We start from the raw sequence: 15,645 nt of genomic DNA, 5'->3' as shown, positions 1-15,645 counted from the left end.
GGCGCGTGAGATCACGCCGAGGTCGCGCGGCGCGTAGTCGGCCCCTTCGCCGCGCGTCTCCACTCGCCGGGCGACTGTCCGGTCTTCTGCCGGAAGAGCTTCGAGAAGTGCTGCGGGTGCTCGAATCCGAGCGCGTAAGCCACCGCGCTCGCGCTCGCGTCCGACGCGAGGAGCCGCGCCTTGGCGGCCTCGATGAGGGCTCGGTGGATGTGGTCGCGCGCGCTCGTTCCCGTCTCCGCGCGGAGGAGATCGCTCAGGTAGTCGGGCGAGTACCCGAGCGCGCGCGCGCAGGATCGAACCGTGGGGAGCCCGCCTTCGACCTGCGCGGCCGACGCGAAGCACGCGTCGAGGTGGCGGTCGAGCCGCTCCGCCACGCCGCCCGCCCGCGCTCGGACCTCGATCTGGCGCGCGTACGCGCGCTGGCAGTACGTGAAGAGGAGCTGGAGCTGCGCCGAGAGCACGTCCGGCGCGAACGCGTCGGGAGGGACCGAGGACTCGCGCTCGATCTGCCGGACGAGGCCCGTGAACGTCTCTCGCTCCGGCCGTGTGAGGTGGAGCGCCTCGTGCGTCGCGTAGCCGAAGAACCGGTACTGGTGCATCGCGTCCGAGAGCGGCGTGTCGCGCAGCACGTCGGGGTGGAAGACGACGGTCCAGCCCTCCCCCTCGTGGGCGAGCTCGCTCTCACCGCCGATCGGCGTGATCACCTGGCCCGGTGACGCGAAGACGATGATGCCGGCCTGCCCGTCGTGCACCTGTCGCCCGAACTCGGCGTGGCATTCGTCCCCGCGCTTCAGGCTGATCACGTAGAGCCCGGACTCGATGGGTCGCCCGATGATCGGGATCTCGATGCGCAGCGGCTCCTGCCACGACGCGGCGATCACGGAGACCAGCGGATGCGCGGGCGGCGGGCGCCCGATGAGCCCGTGGATCTGCCCGATGGACTCGAGCCTCAGCGCGTCGCGTGTGCCCACGCGAGTCGGGGTATCACGCGCCTACCTCGATCACAACGTTGCCCCGCTTGCGCCCCGTCTCGACGTACCTGTGCGCGTCCGCGATGGCCTCGAGCGTGTAGCGCCTGTCGATGACCGGCCGGAGCGCTCCGCGCGCGACGAGCTCCGAGACCTCGGGGAGCGCGGTCTTCTTGTCGACGGACATTCCGAAGACGAGCTTCTTGCTCCCGAACATCCGGCTCCATGCGTCGCGCAGGTAGAGCTCGGCGCCCCCGACCGTGATCAGGTATCGGCCTCCGCGGGAGAGGCAGCGCCGCGCGCGCGCGAACGAGCTCGCGCCGACCGTGTCGAACACGACGTCGAACGCGTCGGCGCGCGCCGCGTAGTCGTCTCGCGTGTAATCGACGACGTGGTGCGCGCCGAGCGAGCGCACGAGGTCGGCGTTTCGCCCGCTGCAGACCGCCGTCACCTCCGCGCCGAGGTGCCGCGCGACCTGGACGGCCGCCGTGCCGATGCTCCCGGAGGCGCCGACGATCGCGATCCGCTCGGCGGTCCGGAGCCGCGCCCGGTCGCGGAGGAAGTAGAGCGCGGTGGTCGGTCCGTCGACGAGCGAGCACGCTTCTTCGTGGCTCAGGCCGGCGGGGGCGTGCGCGATCGACGCGTCCTCGGACAGGCACACGTACTGCGCGTATCCGCCGGATCCGAACCCGGTGAAGCCGAACACGCGATCGCCGGGGCGGAACCGCGTGACGCGCCGGCCGACGCGCTCCACGGTGCCGGCGACCTCGATCCCGAGCACCCGGAAGCGCCGCCGCGGCCGGAAGAAGCCGAGCACGACCCGCGCCATGAGCGTGTCGCCTCGCCGCATCATCTGGCACGCCGCCGTCGCCGTTGTCGCGTGCACCCGGATGCGCACCTGATCGTCCCGCGGCTCCGGCGCGGGCATCTCGCGCAGCTCGAGGACCAAGGGAGAACCGTATCGCTCGTAGACGGCTGCCTTCATCTGCATAAGCAGCAGACTAAGGACGCGGCGGGTGTGCCCGAAAGCATCGGATCCGGGAAAGGTGGATCTCTTTCCGGGATGTGCTCGGCGCGGGCGCGCCGGCGCGGGATCTCACGGGGCGATGCGCCACGCCCGAACCGCCCGGCGGGCCTGTCAGTCCGTCTCGGGGCGCACCGACGCGGAGATGATGCCGTCCGTCTCTGCGGGCGAGCCGTCGGCGTTCCTGGGATCGTGGATCTCGATGGTCGTGTAAATCGCCTTCAGCCGGGCGGACGAGCGGTCCTCTGCGGGCTCGCTCGGCTCCTCGGCCAGCAGCGGCTCGACCCGGGCCCTCGATGTGTCGAAGACGCGGAAGAGCGGGAGTCGATGATCCGGGATGAAGTAAAGCTCGCCGTCCGCGCCGCGAAAGAGCGTGCCCGGTACGTTCTCCTTGCCGACGCGCGCCCGCGGGCGCGCGTCGGATACCGGCTCTGCGGCATCCGCATCCACGGAGAGCAACTCTGCTGCTTGTCGTTCCGCCATGACTCAGGTCCTCCTTGGGCAGCCCGTCGACGCCGCCGAGCGGAGGCCGTCACGACGTTCGCCGCTCACAATCGACGGATCCTAGAGCGACAAACGGGTTGAAACCACGAGAAAAAACAAAAAATCACAGGGAGCAGCCGTGATGTTCGGGTCGCGCTGCCGCACGTACTGGCTCGGGTAGCGGTCATCACGCGAACCGGCGATCTGGGTGAGCCGGCTCTGGGCCGCCTCGGTCAACGCGCGCAGCAGCGCGATCTCGCGCACGGGATGACAGCCCATTCCCTCGTTGACGCCGAGCCTCCGCAGGGCGTTGTCGCGTCGGTCGCAGATCTTGCACAGGAACGCGGGGATGCCGATGTCCGACGTGATCTCCCACACGCCGACCCGACTCCATGAGGCCGGAGGCCTGGGCCGTCCGGAGATCCAGCCCCTTGCCCTGCGATACGGACAGCGAGCGGGAGTTCGGCCGACACACCATCACGACCGGGACACCGATGCTGTCGAGGCCAGTCACGTTGGCGATGCGGGTGATGCCCATGACGGGCATCAGGCGACGCACGCGGCGCAGCGTCTCGTCGGGATCTATCTCGCGGTGGGTGCCGGCGAAGTAGCCTTTCGGGGGCGGGCTGTCCAGCGTGCTCGGATCGAACCGGAGATGCATGTCGCCTCCGGAGGAGACCCGGAACGCCTCGGGGGTGTCAAGCGCCCCCGCAGGGCGGCGCGTAGGAGGCCAACAGCGACGACTTCGCGGAGCTCGACGCGATCGAGGCGAGCTTCGGCCTGTGGCAGGGCGTTCGACCGCGAGCCCCTGGGCTGCTCGGCGGCGGTCCCGGCCAGACGTCTGGCCGTACCAGGCGAGCGGACACATTTCGGACGGGATCGAGCGCTTCGGCGCTCACCAGAGCTGATTGAAGGAGCCCAGAACTTCCTCCGGTGTTTCATCGACGACATGCGAATGGGTGCTCGTCGTGATCGCTGTTCCATGGCCTCTCGCTTCCATGGTCAGAATGGCTTCCGGACGATAGTAGGCCCACGGATGCTGGCTGTTGTAGTCTGATGGAACGTTCGTGCCGCGTCCGTCCGACCTGCGAGTCAGTCGAATGAATGACGTCAAGTCGAGCTGAGCTATGAGCTTGTCGATCGGATCGACCGTGTCGAGACCTGAAAATGGGGTGCCGATGTAGGTGTCCAGGCCTAACCCCGGATTTCTCGGGACAATCGCATGGACCGTGTCCCGATCCAGCACCCAGTCGTATCTATATTCCGATCCGCCTTGTCCGGCGGCGCATTGCGCGAAGGACACCGGACGCGCGATCGGGCATGCTTTCAGTACAGCCTCGGCCGGTACGCCTGCGAGCTTGACTGCGCCGTGTAATTCAATGATTCCGCTCTGGTCCGTCCGGAGGCCTTTTATCCGGTTCGCCCGGAAAAATACTCGACCGTCTTTGGTCTGAGCGACTGTCATGTTCATTGTCCAGTTCGGCTCGAGCTGGTCGCTGTGTACGCTCTCCCGGCTGTCAAAGGTGTAAGCGTAGGTGGATGAGTCTTCGAGGGGAGACGCTCCGAGCAGTCGCTCGCGACGAAAGTAGATGACCTGTCCCTCGTTGCTGTGCATGCAATCGAACGTCTCGTCGGGAAACCTGGCCATGAACTCGATCGGTGACTCTGCGGCCATGTAATCTCGGCCGCTCGACGTGTGGACCGCCGTTGCGTCGTTGATGCTCGTGACGTACTCGATTGCGCTGAGGCGAATGTATCCCCATGCGTGTGTCGAGCTCTTTGAGAATGGAATCTTTGTGAATGGGTCATCCCCTTGGATGGCGCTTAACAAGGATTCGATCGGGCGACTTTCCAGGTGGCGTCGTCCATGAAGTTCATTGAGGAGCGTTCCCTTCTCCTCTTGCAGTAGAAATTCGATGGCGAGAGGTCGAATGTGAAGAGGCGGGCGGTTGCCCGAGGAATGTGCCAGCGTGATGAATGTCATGGATGGCCCTCCTGAAATTTCAGGGGCCAGGCATCATAGGAACCTGGCGTCCGCAAGGTCAATCCTGCTGCGGGTTGACGCTGGCTGAGCACCACGCCGGGAAGATCGGTTCGCTCCCTCGATCCGGCGGCGAGCGGGCCCGACGCCCGTCCGATCGCGCCGCCGTCCTCGAAGCGTTGATCCGGGGTCCGCCTCCACGGGTTTCCGTCCCCGACCGGTGAGGGCGCTCCCGGCGTTCGCGAGCCCCGGGGGCGGCCGGCGTCGGCGATGCCCGGACGCCGGCGAGTTGGACTCTTGCGGTGTGCTGGACACGGACGGGATGCGCGCCGATCCTCGCGAGCCGTGGGAGCCGAGCAGCGACGACGATGGATACCGCTTGCCCTCGCCGCCTGCAGCAGCGACCACGGTGACGGCCCGGATGTCAGCGAATACCGGAGCCAGCTCGTCCTCGTGGCGGATCTCATGCGGCTGCCATCGAGTCCTTGAATCCAGGCATGGCTTGAGGAGATGGATGATGCGTTGGAACCACATCGCGACCTATGTGCTGCTGTGCTCTTCGCTCGCGGCGTGCATCGGCCCCATGCAGGGCTGGAGCGACGGCGGCGGTGACGGCGGCAGCGGCGGTGACGGCGGCAGCGGCGGTGACGGCGGCAGCGGCGGAGCCGGCGGCAGCGGCGGAGCCGGCGGCAGCGGCGGAGCCGGCGGCAGCGGCGGAGCCGGCGGCAGCGGCGGAGCCGGCGGCAGCGGCGGAGCCGGCGGCAGCGGCGGAGCCGGCGGCAGCGGCGGAGCCGGCGGCAGCGGTGGTGCCGGTGCTCAGGGCGGCAGCGACGATGACGGAGATGGCGGCGGCGGCGGCGGCGCGCCCGACCCGAGCGACACGGACCGCGACGGCGACGGATACGACGACGACATCGACAACTGCCCCGAGGCCCCGAACCACGGTCAGAGCGACGTCGATGGAGACGGCAGGGGCGACGCCTGTGACGACGACGTCGACGGCGACGGGGTGTCCAACACGCTGGACAACTGCCCCCACGTGGCGAACGCGGATCTGGCGGACATCGACGCCGATGCCCTCGGAGACGCGTGCGACGAGGACGACGACGGCGACGGCGTGGCCGACCTGGAGGACAACTGCCCGTTCGACGTGAACCCGGACCAGCTCGACATGAACGGCAATCGAATCGGCGACGCCTGCGACCTGGGCATCGACGAGCGCGGCGGGGCATGCCTGGCCGTCGGGGTCGTCGATCCCGACCACGACACGAGCTGGCCGGACCCTGCCAGCCCTCCGAGCCCCGAGACCATCGATACGGCGAGCTTCGGCCCGTACTACGGCGGGAGCGCCTCGGGGACGTCGATGCCGATCATGGGCATTCACGCGGAGTACCAGCTCAGCGACGGCGGCGCGTGGGATGGCGGCGCCGGGAGCACCTCCCAGGGTCGGATGAGCCTCGGCTGGGTCGAGGTCGAGGGCTCGACGATCCGCTATCACATGGTGCCGGATGGCGCCATCGTCGCTTGTTCGGTGGGCTGTACCGGACGCGGGATAGCGGCCTGATGTGGCAGCGCATCAACGAGGTGGTCCGCGTCCGCCGGGCTCGCACGCCGAGGCTGGTGTCCTTGCCTCACCCATGGTATCGGTCTCTGCGCAGCGCTTCATCATGGTGTGTCTCATCGAGTGGGCGCTGTGAGAAGGGTCATCGATGCGAAGAATTCACATTGCTCTGGGCGTGCGTTCACTGACGGATTCCATTGCGGATTACACGCAGCGCCTGGCGGCCCAGCCGCACGTGATCGTGCCGGACCAGTACGCGCTCTGGCGCACCGACACGGTGAACTTCTCCATCCGTCAGATCCCCGCCGGCGAAGCTCCGGCGTTGCGTCACCTGGGCTGGGAGGACGACGCCGCCAGCGCCTTCTCCGAGACGCGGGATTGCAATGGGATCGTCTGGGAGGAGTTCGGTCCCGAGCAGCAGTTGCAAGAGATCCTCGGGCTCTGGCCTGACGCCCAGATCAAGCGCTGACTCCGAGCTGACAACGAATCTTCCGGAAGGACCTCGACGGCTGGCGTCCCGAGGGACCCGCCTCGGCGGCTTGCGTAGCGGACGAGAGCCGCCCGCCCGACCGCAATGGCTTCCTCACCGCGCTCGGCGCGTCGACCGACGTTTCAGGCCGCTCACCCAGCGGCGCGATCGTGAGCCCGGCGCCCGGCGATCGCCTGGAGATCCCCTGAGCGGCGCGCTCCTCGCTGGCCCCCTCGCGCTGACACGCGGAGATGACGCCTGTCATGGGAGCGTGACAGCGAGGGTGTCATGAGCGCGTGACGGCGACGCGCAGCAACCCGGTCGCCGGTCGCGGCCGGCGTGTCGCGATCACGGCCTGAACACGCCCGATCCGGCGTCTCGCCCCGGAACAGGAGGCAGCGCCATCGCTGGACGCGCCGGGTGGCCGCGCGCGGCATGTGCGTTGCAATCGCCTTGTCATCGCCTTGTCGCGGTCGCGCCGGGGCAGCGATGGCCGTTATCCAACATCGAACTCGTGGAAAGGAAGCATGTCATGAAGAGCAAGGCACTGCTGCTGGGATCGCTCGTCGTCGGCATCATGGGCGCAGGTTGCGCCGTGGCGTACGAGGCCGAGGAGGGCGAGGTGGGCGACGCCCAGCAAGCGTTCGTGTCCCGTGCGTGGGCGTATGCGTGGGCGCACCAGGCGACGGGCTCGTTCACCGCGAGCTCGAGCTACTCGCGGAACTCCTCCGGAGACGTATTCGGGCAGGGCGTGAACAACACCGTCACGCAGCTCGGTGCGGGCCGATATCGCGTGCGGTTTCCGGACGTGGGCGCGGCGCCGGGCGGTCATGTCCAGGTCACGGCCTACGGCGCGGGCGCCGAGCGCTGCAAGGTCAATTCCTGGGTCAGGAGCGGCGATGACGTGGATGTTCATGTCAACTGCTTCACTGCCGGCGGCGCGCCGGTCGACACCCTGTTCAGCGTCGCCTATGTCCACAAGTCGGGCACCGGATCCTCGGACGAGGCGTACGTCTGGGCGAACGACCCGACGGCGTCGGCGTACACGCCCGCCGCGACGTACCAGTTCAACTCGAGCGGCGCGAGCAACACGATCGCGCGCGAGGGGGTGGGCTACTATGCGGTGACCCTGCCGGGGCAGACCGCGGGCGGCGCGACGGTCGAGGTGACGGCGTACGGCCCGGGCAGCGATCACTGCAAGGTCGGCAGCTGGGGGCAGTCCGGAGACGACGCGGTGGTCCGCGTGCGCTGCTTCGACAGCTCGGGCGCCCCGTCGGATAGCCAGTTCACCCTCAACTTCGCGCATTCGAGGCCGGTGAACGGCGGGCTCTCCTACAGCTACGTTTGGGCGAACAACGCCACGGCGGCGGCATACACGCCGAGCCTCTCTTATCAGGAAGGCTACATCGCGGGGGACCTGGGCGAGGTGGAGGCCGACATCACCGCAGGGCGCACGTCCGCAGGCCGCTACTCCGTCAGCCTGCCCGGCATGTCGGCGTCGGGCTCGAACGTGCAGATCACGGCGTACGGCACCGGGCCGGAGTACTGCAAGGTCGTCGGCTGGTCCGGCACCGAGACGAACACGAACGTCAACGTCGCCTGCTTCGATGCCAGCGGCGCGCCGGCGGACACGCGCTTCGTCCTCGTGTACACGGACGACAAGTTCATCGTCCTGTGAGCTGCAGGGCGGGGGGGCCTGCTCCGGCCCGCAGGCGATGGGGGCGGCGCCCAGCACGGGCGGTGAATTCTCTTCGGAGATTCGTCAGCAGCCTCGGTGAACTTGCAGGCTGTAGCTCGTTGCGCCGCGGGGTTGCCGTTCGGCCACGGTGCAGTCGCGTCCTTCGAGGCGATCGAGCTCGACCTCTCGGTCCTCTGGGCGAAGTAGTAGCTCTTCGAGCGAAACGACCCGCCCGGGCCCTGTCGGCTCGGTGATCCGTCGACGCACGGCACCGGATCTGGCCATGCCGCGCGGGAGGACGAGGGGCTCAGCGCTTCAGCTCAGGGCGCCGCCGCTCCCTGCTCGGCCGGCGCAGCCTGCGGCGCGGGGGCGGGCGGCTGCGCGGCGGCGCCCTCCTGCGCCGGCGCATCCATGGCACAGCGGAAGCCGATCCACGCGTGCGCGGTCACGGGCGCCGCGGCGGTGCGGTACGTGGCGGAGAGCTTCTCGGCGCCGTCCAGGAAGCTGCCGCCGCGCACGACCTTGAGCGGGAAGGACGGGTCGCCCTGCGGGTTCTCGCCGCCGGGCGGCGGGAAGACGAGGCCGTCCGAGACCCACTCGGACACGTTGCCGGCGAGATCGTAGACCCCCTCCGGGGTGCGATCGCTCGGGTGGGCGCCGGACGCGCAGGTCGAGACGTCGGCGCCGCGCGCGAGGCAGCCCTCGTTGCGATCGTAGCAGGCGCGCTCGCAGGCCGGCGCCTCGTCGCCCCAGACGAAGGCCCGGCCGGCCGCGCCGCGCGCGGCGACCTCCCACTCCGCCTCGGTGGGCAGCCGCCGGCCGCGGAAGCGGCAGTAGCTCTCGGCCTGGGAGTAATCGACGCAGTTGATCGGGTGCCCGGTCGCGCCGCGAGGCTCGTTGCAGCGCCGCGTCCAGAGCTCTACCTCCCGCTGCTCCTCGGGCGTCGTCGGCGCCTTCGCGCCGGGCAGGAGCTCGGGCGTCAGCGAGACGTGATCCGCCGTGGAGCACATGCGCTGCTGCATGCAGGCCCGGTAGGCGCGGACGGTCACCTCGTTGCGATCGATGTAGAACCCGCGGGTGAGCGTCACCTGGCGCGCCTCGCCCGCGGCGCCGATCGTGGTCGAGATGGGCCCGATGAAGACCATGTCCGCCGGCGGCGCCGCGGGCGCGGCGGGCTCGGCGGAAGGCGCCGCGGCCGAGGCGCTCGTGGTCGGCGCGGCGCTGGCGGGCGCCGGCACGCCCGCCGCGGTCGTCGCGGGGCGCCCGGCGGACGACCCCGCGGTGGAGCGTGCGGCCGGCGCCTTGGCCGGCTTCTTGTCGGGCGCCTGCGTCAGGACATACGCCGTCGCACCGGCGCCGCCGAGCACGAGCGCCGCCACGAACCAGGGAAGCGCCGCGCGCGCGGCGCTGCGGCGCTGCGGCGGCGCTGCGACCGGCGGCGCGGCGTGCGGCGGTCCGCCCGCCGCGGCCTGGGGGTGCGAGGCCGCGCCGGGGTGCGGGGCCGCGCCGGGATACGGGGCCGCGCCGGCCGCAGGGGGGCTGGCGGGCGCGACCGTCTCGATCATGGAGTCCTCGACCTGCGCGGTCCTGGAGCCCCCCGTCGCCAGAGCGCCGCCCCCGTCTCTCGCCCGAGGCGCCGCGCCGCCCGTCGCGCCGGCGGCCGGCAGCCCGCTCGCGCCGGCGGCCGGCGGCCCGCTCGCGCCGTGGCTCACCTTGACGATGGCAGGCCGCGCCGGGGCGGGCGCGTGCGCGTCGGCGAGCATCGTCGGCTCGCTCGGCCCGACGGCCACGCCGAGCCCCTGCGCGGCCGCGTACTCCGCGGTCGACTGCCCCGCCGCGTGCTCCGGGGAGGAACCGCCGCGACCCGCGAAGGACCCCGCGCGCTCGCCGTGCGCCGCGGCCGAGAGCGCGTCCCAGAACTCGCCTGCGCTCGTGAAGCGGTGCTTGGGCTCGATCGCGAGCGCCTTGTCGAGCACGCGCTCGATCGCCTCGGGCGCGTCCGGGAGCCCGCGCGCGCGCAGCGTCGGGCGCACCGCCGGGTCGGCCGACGCGACGTAGAGCTGCGTGGGGTCGTCCCCCTCGAGCGCGCGCCTGCCGCTCACGAGCTCGACGAAGATGAGCCCGAGCGCGAACACGTCGGTCCACGGGCCCGTCGCGCCGCGCGCCTTGTTGAACTGCTCGGGCGCGCCGTAGCGCGGCGTGAACGCGCTCGGCCCCTGCCGGGTCGCGGCGAGCGCCTCGGTGAACGTCGGGTGGTCGGACAGCACCTTGGCGATGCCGAAATCGAGCACCTTCAGCGTCCGCGCCCCGCCGACCTGGGTGAGGAACAGGTTCGCCGGCTTCACGTCCCGGTGCGCGACCTTGTGCGCGTGCGCGACGGCGAGCGCGCGCGCGGCCGGGGTGAGCAGCTGGATCGCCTCGGCGATCGACATGCCGGCCTCGCCCCGCTCGCGCCGCTCCCGGAGGTATTGCCCGAGCGTCTGGCCCTCCAGCCACTCCAGCACCAGGTAGGGCACCCACACGCCGGCTTGGGTGGTGAACGCGCCGACGTCGAGCGCCTGCACGATGCCCGAGGTAGCCCGCGACAGCCGGTGCAGGATCCGCCCCTCGCCCCGCAGCGTCTCGAGCAGCGCGTCGCGCTCCGCGGCGTCGAGCGAGGCCGGCAGCTTCAGGCACTTGATCGCGATGAGCTCGCCGAAGCCCTCGTGCATCCCCCGGTAGACGACGCCGAACCCACCGTCGCCGATGACGGCGGCGACGCGGTACTTCCCCTCGATGGTCTGCCCCGAGAGGCCAAACGGATCGTCGGACGGCTCCGCCATGCCCCGCTCCTAGCGCGTCGCCGTGCCCAGGCAAAGGGGCTTCCGCGCCGCTCGCCTCCGCAAGCTCGCGCGCGCTTGCATCGGCTGGCACCTGCTTGCACCTGCTTGCACGCGCTCGCTCAGCCTGCGTCCGCGCAGCGGGCGATTTGTAGTTGGTCTGCGTCCGGCTTGCGTCCGGCTTGCATCCGGCGGCCCGCGGCCCCATGCCGGCGCTGATGAAGACGCCGCGAGCGCTCGTGATCCTTGCCGAGGGAGCCGAGGAGATGGAAACGACGATCATCGTCGATGTCCTGCGCCGCGCCGAGGTCGAGGTCGTCCTCGCCGGGCTCGATGGGCCGGGCCCGGTGCGCTGCAGCCGAGGCGTGCGCCTCGTGCCGGACGCGGATCTCTCGGCGGTGACGGGCGACTTCGACGTGGTGGTCCTCCCGGGCGGCAAGGGCGGGGCCGACCGGCTGGCCAGCTCGCCGGCCGTCGGGGAGCGCCTTCATGCGCAGGCGCAGGCGGGCCGGGTCGTCGCGGCGATCTGCGCCGCGCCGATCGCGCTCGCGGCGCACGGGCTCTTCCAGGGCCGCAGGATGGCGTGCCACCCGTCCGTGAACGACGTGGTGTCGGCGCACGGCGAGCTCCTCGCGAGCCCGGTCGTCGAGGACGGGCTGCTCGTCACGAGCCAGGGGCCGGGCACCGCGATGGCGTTCGCGCTCGCGCTCGTCGCGCGGCTCCGGGGCGAGGAGATCGCCGCGAAGGTGCGCGCGCCGATGATGCTGCCGGCCTGAGCGAGATCGGCGCTCGGCCGGCCGGAGTTCCTCTAGGCAATCAAGGCCGTTGGATTTGCTTTCCGCATTCAGGGAGATCGAGATGAAGCTTGTTTCCAAGAGCGCAATTGTCACCGGGGGTGGTCAGGGGATCGGTCTCGGGATCGCGAGAGACCTCATGAGCCGCGGCAGCAACGTGCTGCTCTTCGGCCGGACGGCGGCGAAGGTCGAGGCGGCGGCCGAGGAGCTGAACCGCGCGGCCGACGGGAAGGCGCGCGCGCTGCCCTTCCTGGGCGACGCGTCCCGCGCCGAAGACGTGTCACGCGCCGTCGAGGCGGCGACGTCGGCGTTCGGATTGCCGGGGATCCTCGTGAACAACGCGGGGATCGCCACGCTCGCGCTGCTGACGGACCTGCCGGAGGAGGAGTTCGACCGCGTCCTCGACATCAACCTGAAGGGCCCCTTCCTCTTCATGAAGGCGGTCGCCCGCGGCCTCATCGCCGCGAAGCAGCCGGGCGCCTTCGTCAACATCAGCTCCATCAACCAGGTGCTGGCGACCGACGGCATGTCGCATTACTGCGCCTCCAAGGCGGCCCTCGCGCAGCTCACCAAGGTGGCCGCGTCCGAGCTCGGGCGCCACGGCATCCGGGTGAACGTGGTGGCGCCGGGGCTCATCCGGACGCCGCTCGTCGACGGCATCGGGTTCACGGAGGGGCTCAGCGCCCAGAGGTTCCTCGAGCGCACGCCGCTCGGGCGGATCGGGGAGACGGCCGACGTGGCGCCCGTGGTCTCGTTCCTCTGCAGCGAGGAGGCGCGCTGGATCACCGGCGATACGGTGTTCGTCGACGGAGGGAACAACCTCCGCGGCCTGCACAGCTACTGGGACACGATGAACGCCAGCCTCTGAGAGCCCCGCGTCCCCGAGGGGGGCTCCTCCCGACGGCACCCTCGGGCTCTGGCGCCGTGAAGGGCGGGGGCCTGCGCCCGTCCGGTGACCCACCGCCGCCCTTCCCCTTCGTTTGCCGGATCACTGTCGCCCGCGGATGGTCTTATACTCCGCCGCGTGCTGCCGCTGCTCGCCCTGACCGTCATCGTCGTGCTGTGCCTTGGCTACCGCTTCTACGGGCGGATCGTCGCGCGCAACTACGCGCTCGACGACGGCGCCGTGACGCCCGCGGTGAAGGTGAACGACGGCGAGGACTACGTCCCCACGAAGCCGTTCTACCTCTTCGGGCAGCACTTCAGCGCCATCGCCGCCGCCGGGCCGATCGCGGGCCCCATCCTCGCCGGCCAGGCGTTCGGGTGGCTCCCGTGCATTCTCTGGATCGCGATCGGCGTCGTGTTCATCGGCGCGGTGCACGACTTCTCCGCGCTCATCGCGAGCGTCCGCCACGAGGCCGAGAGCGTCGCCGAGATTGCGAAGCGGCACATCGGCCGGCGCGCCTGGCTGTCGATGATGATCTTCATCTGGCTCGCGCTCGCCTACGTGATCGTCGCCTTCACGGACATCACGGCGAGCACCTTCGTCGGCAAGACCGAGGAGTTCGAGGGCGGTACGTTCCAGTTCAACCCCGGCGGCGCCGTCGCCGCGGCGAGCGCTGCCTACCTCGGCCTCTCCATCGTCATGGGCGTGGTCGAGAAATACCTCAAGCCGCCGCTCTGGCTCACCACGCTCATCTTCGTGCCCGCGACGCTCGGCGTCGTCTGGCTCGGTACCAAGATCTCGACAGCGTTCGTCCTGCCGCTCGACAACCCGCAGCGCGCGTTCGGCCTCATCATCCTCGTCTACTGCCTCATCGCCTCGCTCCTGCCGGTCTGGCTGCTCCTCCAGCCGCGCGGCTACCTGGGCGGGTTCGTCCTCTACATCGCGCTCGCGGTCGGCGTGATCGGCATCTTCTTTGGAAACCTCCGTTACCCGGGGGAGTTCGAGCTGCGGCAGCCCGCGTTCACCACGTTCAACGCCGGCGGCGCGACCGGCATGCTCTTCCCGTTCCTGTTCGTCACCATCGCCTGCGGCGCCTGCTCCGGCTTCCACGGGCTCGTCTGCTCGGGGACGACGTCGAAGCAGATCTCGAAGGAGACGCACACCCACCCGGTGGGCTACGGCGCGATGCTGGCCGAGGCGTTCGTCGCGCTGATCGCGCTCGCGACGCTCGTCATCGTGGCGCAGGGGACGAAGCTGCCCGGGCCGGGCAAGATCTACGGCGACGGGATCGGCAAGTTCCTCACCGTCATCATCGGCAAGGAGCACTTCCTGTTCGCCGCGACGTTCGGCGCCATGGCGTTCTCCACCTTCGTGTTCGACACGCTCGACGTCTCGACGCGCCTCAGCCGCTACATCCTCCAGGAGCTCTTCAACTGGAAGGGGCGCGCGGTGTCCGCGGCCGCGACCGCGATCTCGCTGGCGCCGCCCACGCTGTTCATCATGACCGCGCGCCCGCCCGCGCCCGGCGTGCGGCCCGCGTACCTCGACTTCTGGACGCTGTTCGGCACGAGCAACCAGCTGCTCGCGGCGCTGACGCTCCTCGCGGTCACCGTCTGGCTGCACCGCGAGAAGCGGCGCATCTGGTACACGGCGATCCCGATGGTGTTCGTCATGACGATCACGGTGTGGGCCCTCATCCTCCAGGTGCGGACCGCGTTCGCCGCCGTGCGGACCGAGGGGCTCGCGCTGAACGCGACGACGATGAACGGCGTCGTGGGGCTGGCGCTGATCGGGCTCGCGGTGTCGCTGATGGTCGAGTCGGTGAAGGCGCTCAAGAACGGCCCGGCCGCCGAGCCGGCGCAGGGGCCAGGGGCGCTGACGCGGTAGCGATCACCCGGCCGCGGCGCGCTCCCGCAGGCGCGCCTCGGCCAGCCGCTCGGCGGCGAGCTGCGGCGACACGCCGTCGCTCGCCGCGATCTCGAGGACCCTGAGGACCGTGTCGTAGATCGCCTGGACGCGCCGGTGGACCTCGGCGCGGGGCCAGCCGAAGAGATCCGCGCCGCCGCTCAGCACGCCGCCTGCGTTGGCCACGACATCGGGGATGTAGAGGACGCCGCGCGCGGCGAGCGCGTCGCCGTGGCGCGGCTCGAGGAGCTGGTTGTTGGCCGCGCCCGCGACGATCTCGGCCTTCAGCTCCTGCACGGCGCGGTCGTCGAGGACGCCGCCGAGCGCGCACGGGGCGAAGATGTCGGCCTGGGCCGAGGTGATCGCGTCCGGCGGCACGATCGTGGCGCCGAGCTCGGCGGCGACGTGGCGGGCGCGCTCCGGGTCGACGTCCGCGACGAGCAGCCGCGCGCCCAGCCGGTGGAGCTCCGCCGCGAGCCGGCCGCCGACGCTGCCGCAGCCCTGGAGCGCGACGGTCCGGCCCGCGAGCTCGTCGCTGCCCCACCGCTGGCGGGCCCCGGCCTGGATCGCGCGGAGCACGCCCCGCGCGGTCCACGGCGACGGGTCGCCGCCCTCGCCGGCGAGGCCCTTCACGTGGCGCGTCTCGCGCCGGATGAGCTCCATGTCCGCGGGGGTGGTGCCCACGTCCTCGCCCGTGATGAACCTGCCGCCGAGGCGCTCGATGAAGCGCCCGTGCGCGCGGAACAGCCGCTCCCGGTCGAGCGGCTCCGCGCCGCTGCGGAGGACGACCGCCTTGCCGCCGCCGACGTCCATCCCGGCGAGCGCGTTCTTGTAGGTCATGCCGCGCGACAGGCGCAGCGCGTCCGCGAGCGCCTCCTCGTCGCTCGCGTACCCGAGGAGCCGCGTCCCGCCGAGCGCCGGGCCCAGCGCCGTGCTGTGGATCGCGATGATCGCGCGGTAGCCCGCGGGCTCGTCCGCGCAGAACAGCACCTGCTCGTGCCCCATGGCGGCAAGGGTGTCGAACACGCTCTTCATGCCGCGCCGAGCGTACCATTCCGCGGCGAGACCACCCGGGCC

At 70.8% G+C, this 15,645-nt stretch carries 13 protein-coding genes and 1 pseudogene; 6 read left to right on the top strand and 8 right to left on the bottom strand.

Features of this window, described 5'->3' with window-relative positions; genetic code table 11:
- Window positions 1–11: 11 nt before the first annotated feature.
- The 6 genes and pseudogenes from WMF45_RS34325 to WMF45_RS34300 all read right to left on the bottom strand — a co-directional run bounded on the left by WMF45_RS34325 (window position 12) and on the right by WMF45_RS34300 (window position 4,459).
- Complete coding sequence (locus WMF45_RS34325) at window positions 12–971, bottom strand: helix-turn-helix domain-containing protein (protein ID WP_437709530.1); 960 nt, start codon at window positions 969–971, stop codon at window positions 12–14.
- Window positions 972–984: 13 nt separating this feature from the next.
- Window positions 985–1,953: an NAD(P)-dependent alcohol dehydrogenase gene (locus tag WMF45_RS34320; RefSeq protein WP_437719603.1), complete on the bottom strand. Its 969-nt coding sequence runs from the start codon at window positions 1,951–1,953 to the stop codon at window positions 985–987.
- Between the two features lie 153 nt (window positions 1,954–2,106).
- Window positions 2,107–2,475, bottom strand: coding sequence for a hypothetical protein (locus WMF45_RS34315; RefSeq protein WP_437709529.1), 369 nt, complete (start codon window positions 2,473–2,475; stop codon window positions 2,107–2,109).
- A gap of 81 nt (window positions 2,476–2,556) precedes the next feature.
- Window positions 2,557–2,853: a YcaO-like family protein gene (locus WMF45_RS34310; protein ID WP_437709527.1), complete on the bottom strand. Its 297-nt coding sequence runs from the start codon at window positions 2,851–2,853 to the stop codon at window positions 2,557–2,559.
- Between the two features lie 7 nt (window positions 2,854–2,860).
- Window positions 2,861–3,136, bottom strand: a pseudogene (locus WMF45_RS34305) (YcaO-like family protein); the annotation flags it as partial.
- 234 nt (window positions 3,137–3,370) lie between these two features.
- Complete coding sequence (locus WMF45_RS34300) at window positions 3,371–4,459, bottom strand: hypothetical protein (RefSeq protein WP_437709525.1); 1,089 nt, start codon at window positions 4,457–4,459, stop codon at window positions 3,371–3,373.
- Between the two features lie 511 nt (window positions 4,460–4,970).
- On the opposite strand from WMF45_RS34300, the gene WMF45_RS34295 reads away from it, so the two are divergent.
- From WMF45_RS34295 to WMF45_RS34285, 3 genes are all read left to right on the top strand, one after another.
- Complete coding sequence (locus WMF45_RS34295) at window positions 4,971–6,020, top strand: thrombospondin type 3 repeat-containing protein (RefSeq protein ID WP_437709524.1); 1,050 nt, start codon at window positions 4,971–4,973, stop codon at window positions 6,018–6,020.
- A gap of 145 nt (window positions 6,021–6,165) precedes the next feature.
- Complete coding sequence (locus tag WMF45_RS34290) at window positions 6,166–6,486, top strand: hypothetical protein (protein ID WP_437709522.1); 321 nt, start codon at window positions 6,166–6,168, stop codon at window positions 6,484–6,486.
- Window positions 6,487–7,018: 532 nt separating this feature from the next.
- A complete protein-coding gene (locus tag WMF45_RS34285; protein WP_437709520.1) occupies window positions 7,019–8,164 on the top strand; it encodes a hypothetical protein in 1,146 nt (381 codons plus the stop codon).
- Between the two features lie 320 nt (window positions 8,165–8,484).
- Here WMF45_RS34285 and WMF45_RS34280 read toward each other — a convergent pair whose 3' ends face one another.
- Window positions 8,485–10,986, bottom strand: a complete 2,502-nt coding sequence (locus tag WMF45_RS34280) for an SUMF1/EgtB/PvdO family nonheme iron enzyme (protein WP_437709518.1) — start codon at window positions 10,984–10,986, stop codon at window positions 8,485–8,487.
- A gap of 215 nt (window positions 10,987–11,201) precedes the next feature.
- On the opposite strand from WMF45_RS34280, the gene WMF45_RS34275 reads away from it, so the two are divergent.
- The 3 genes from WMF45_RS34275 (at window position 11,202) to WMF45_RS34265 (ending at window position 14,550) form a co-directional block, all read left to right on the top strand.
- Window positions 11,202–11,759 carry a DJ-1 family glyoxalase III gene (locus tag WMF45_RS34275; protein WP_437709516.1) on the top strand — a complete coding sequence of 186 codons (558 nt, stop codon included), beginning with the start codon at window positions 11,202–11,204 and terminating at the stop codon, window positions 11,757–11,759.
- A gap of 82 nt (window positions 11,760–11,841) precedes the next feature.
- The gene (locus WMF45_RS34270; RefSeq protein WP_437709515.1) at window positions 11,842–12,645 is read left to right on the top strand and encodes an SDR family NAD(P)-dependent oxidoreductase; all 804 of its coding nucleotides are present in this window, start codon (window positions 11,842–11,844) and stop codon (window positions 12,643–12,645) included.
- 156 nt (window positions 12,646–12,801) lie between these two features.
- Complete coding sequence (locus tag WMF45_RS34265) at window positions 12,802–14,550, top strand: carbon starvation CstA family protein (protein ID WP_437709513.1); 1,749 nt, start codon at window positions 12,802–12,804, stop codon at window positions 14,548–14,550.
- A 3-nt stretch (window positions 14,551–14,553) separates the two neighbouring features.
- Here WMF45_RS34265 and WMF45_RS34260 read toward each other — a convergent pair whose 3' ends face one another.
- Window positions 14,554–15,603 (bottom strand): Glu/Leu/Phe/Val dehydrogenase dimerization domain-containing protein, encoded by a 1,050-nt coding sequence (locus tag WMF45_RS34260; protein ID WP_437709511.1) that lies wholly within the window; start codon window positions 15,601–15,603, stop codon window positions 14,554–14,556.
- Window positions 15,604–15,645: the final 42 nt, after the last annotated feature.

Source organism: Sorangium sp. So ce448 (genome assembly GCF_051520915.1).
Lineage (GTDB): Bacteria > Myxococcota_A > Polyangia > Polyangiales > Polyangiaceae > Sorangium > Sorangium cellulosum_B.
This window is presented reverse-complemented; position numbering and strand designations above follow the sequence as displayed.

What these genes read in the sequence shown, in the direction of transcription:
- WMF45_RS34280 (WP_437709518.1), bottom strand. Translation starts at nt 10,986, where the DNA reads ATGGCGGAGCCGTCCGACGATCCGTTTGGCCTCTCGGGGCAGACCATC.
- WMF45_RS34260 (WP_437709511.1), bottom strand. Translation starts at nt 15,603, where the DNA reads ATGAAGAGCGTGTTCGACACCCTTGCCGCCATGGGGCACGAGCAGGTG.
- WMF45_RS34270 (WP_437709515.1), top strand. Translation starts at nt 11,842, where the DNA reads ATGAAGCTTGTTTCCAAGAGCGCAATTGTCACCGGGGGTGGTCAGGGG.
- WMF45_RS34315 (WP_437709529.1), bottom strand. Translation starts at nt 2,475, where the DNA reads ATGGCGGAACGACAAGCAGCAGAGTTGCTCTCCGTGGATGCGGATGCC.
- WMF45_RS34290 (WP_437709522.1), top strand. Translation starts at nt 6,166, where the DNA reads ATGCGAAGAATTCACATTGCTCTGGGCGTGCGTTCACTGACGGATTCC.
- WMF45_RS34285 (WP_437709520.1), top strand. Translation starts at nt 7,019, where the DNA reads ATGAAGAGCAAGGCACTGCTGCTGGGATCGCTCGTCGTCGGCATCATG.
- WMF45_RS34275 (WP_437709516.1), top strand. Translation starts at nt 11,202, where the DNA reads ATGAAGACGCCGCGAGCGCTCGTGATCCTTGCCGAGGGAGCCGAGGAG.
- WMF45_RS34320 (WP_437719603.1), bottom strand. Translation starts at nt 1,953, where the DNA reads ATGAAGGCAGCCGTCTACGAGCGATACGGTTCTCCCTTGGTCCTCGAG.
- WMF45_RS34295 (WP_437709524.1), top strand. Translation starts at nt 4,971, where the DNA reads ATGATGCGTTGGAACCACATCGCGACCTATGTGCTGCTGTGCTCTTCG.
- WMF45_RS34300 (WP_437709525.1), bottom strand. Translation starts at nt 4,459, where the DNA reads ATGACATTCATCACGCTGGCACATTCCTCGGGCAACCGCCCGCCTCTT.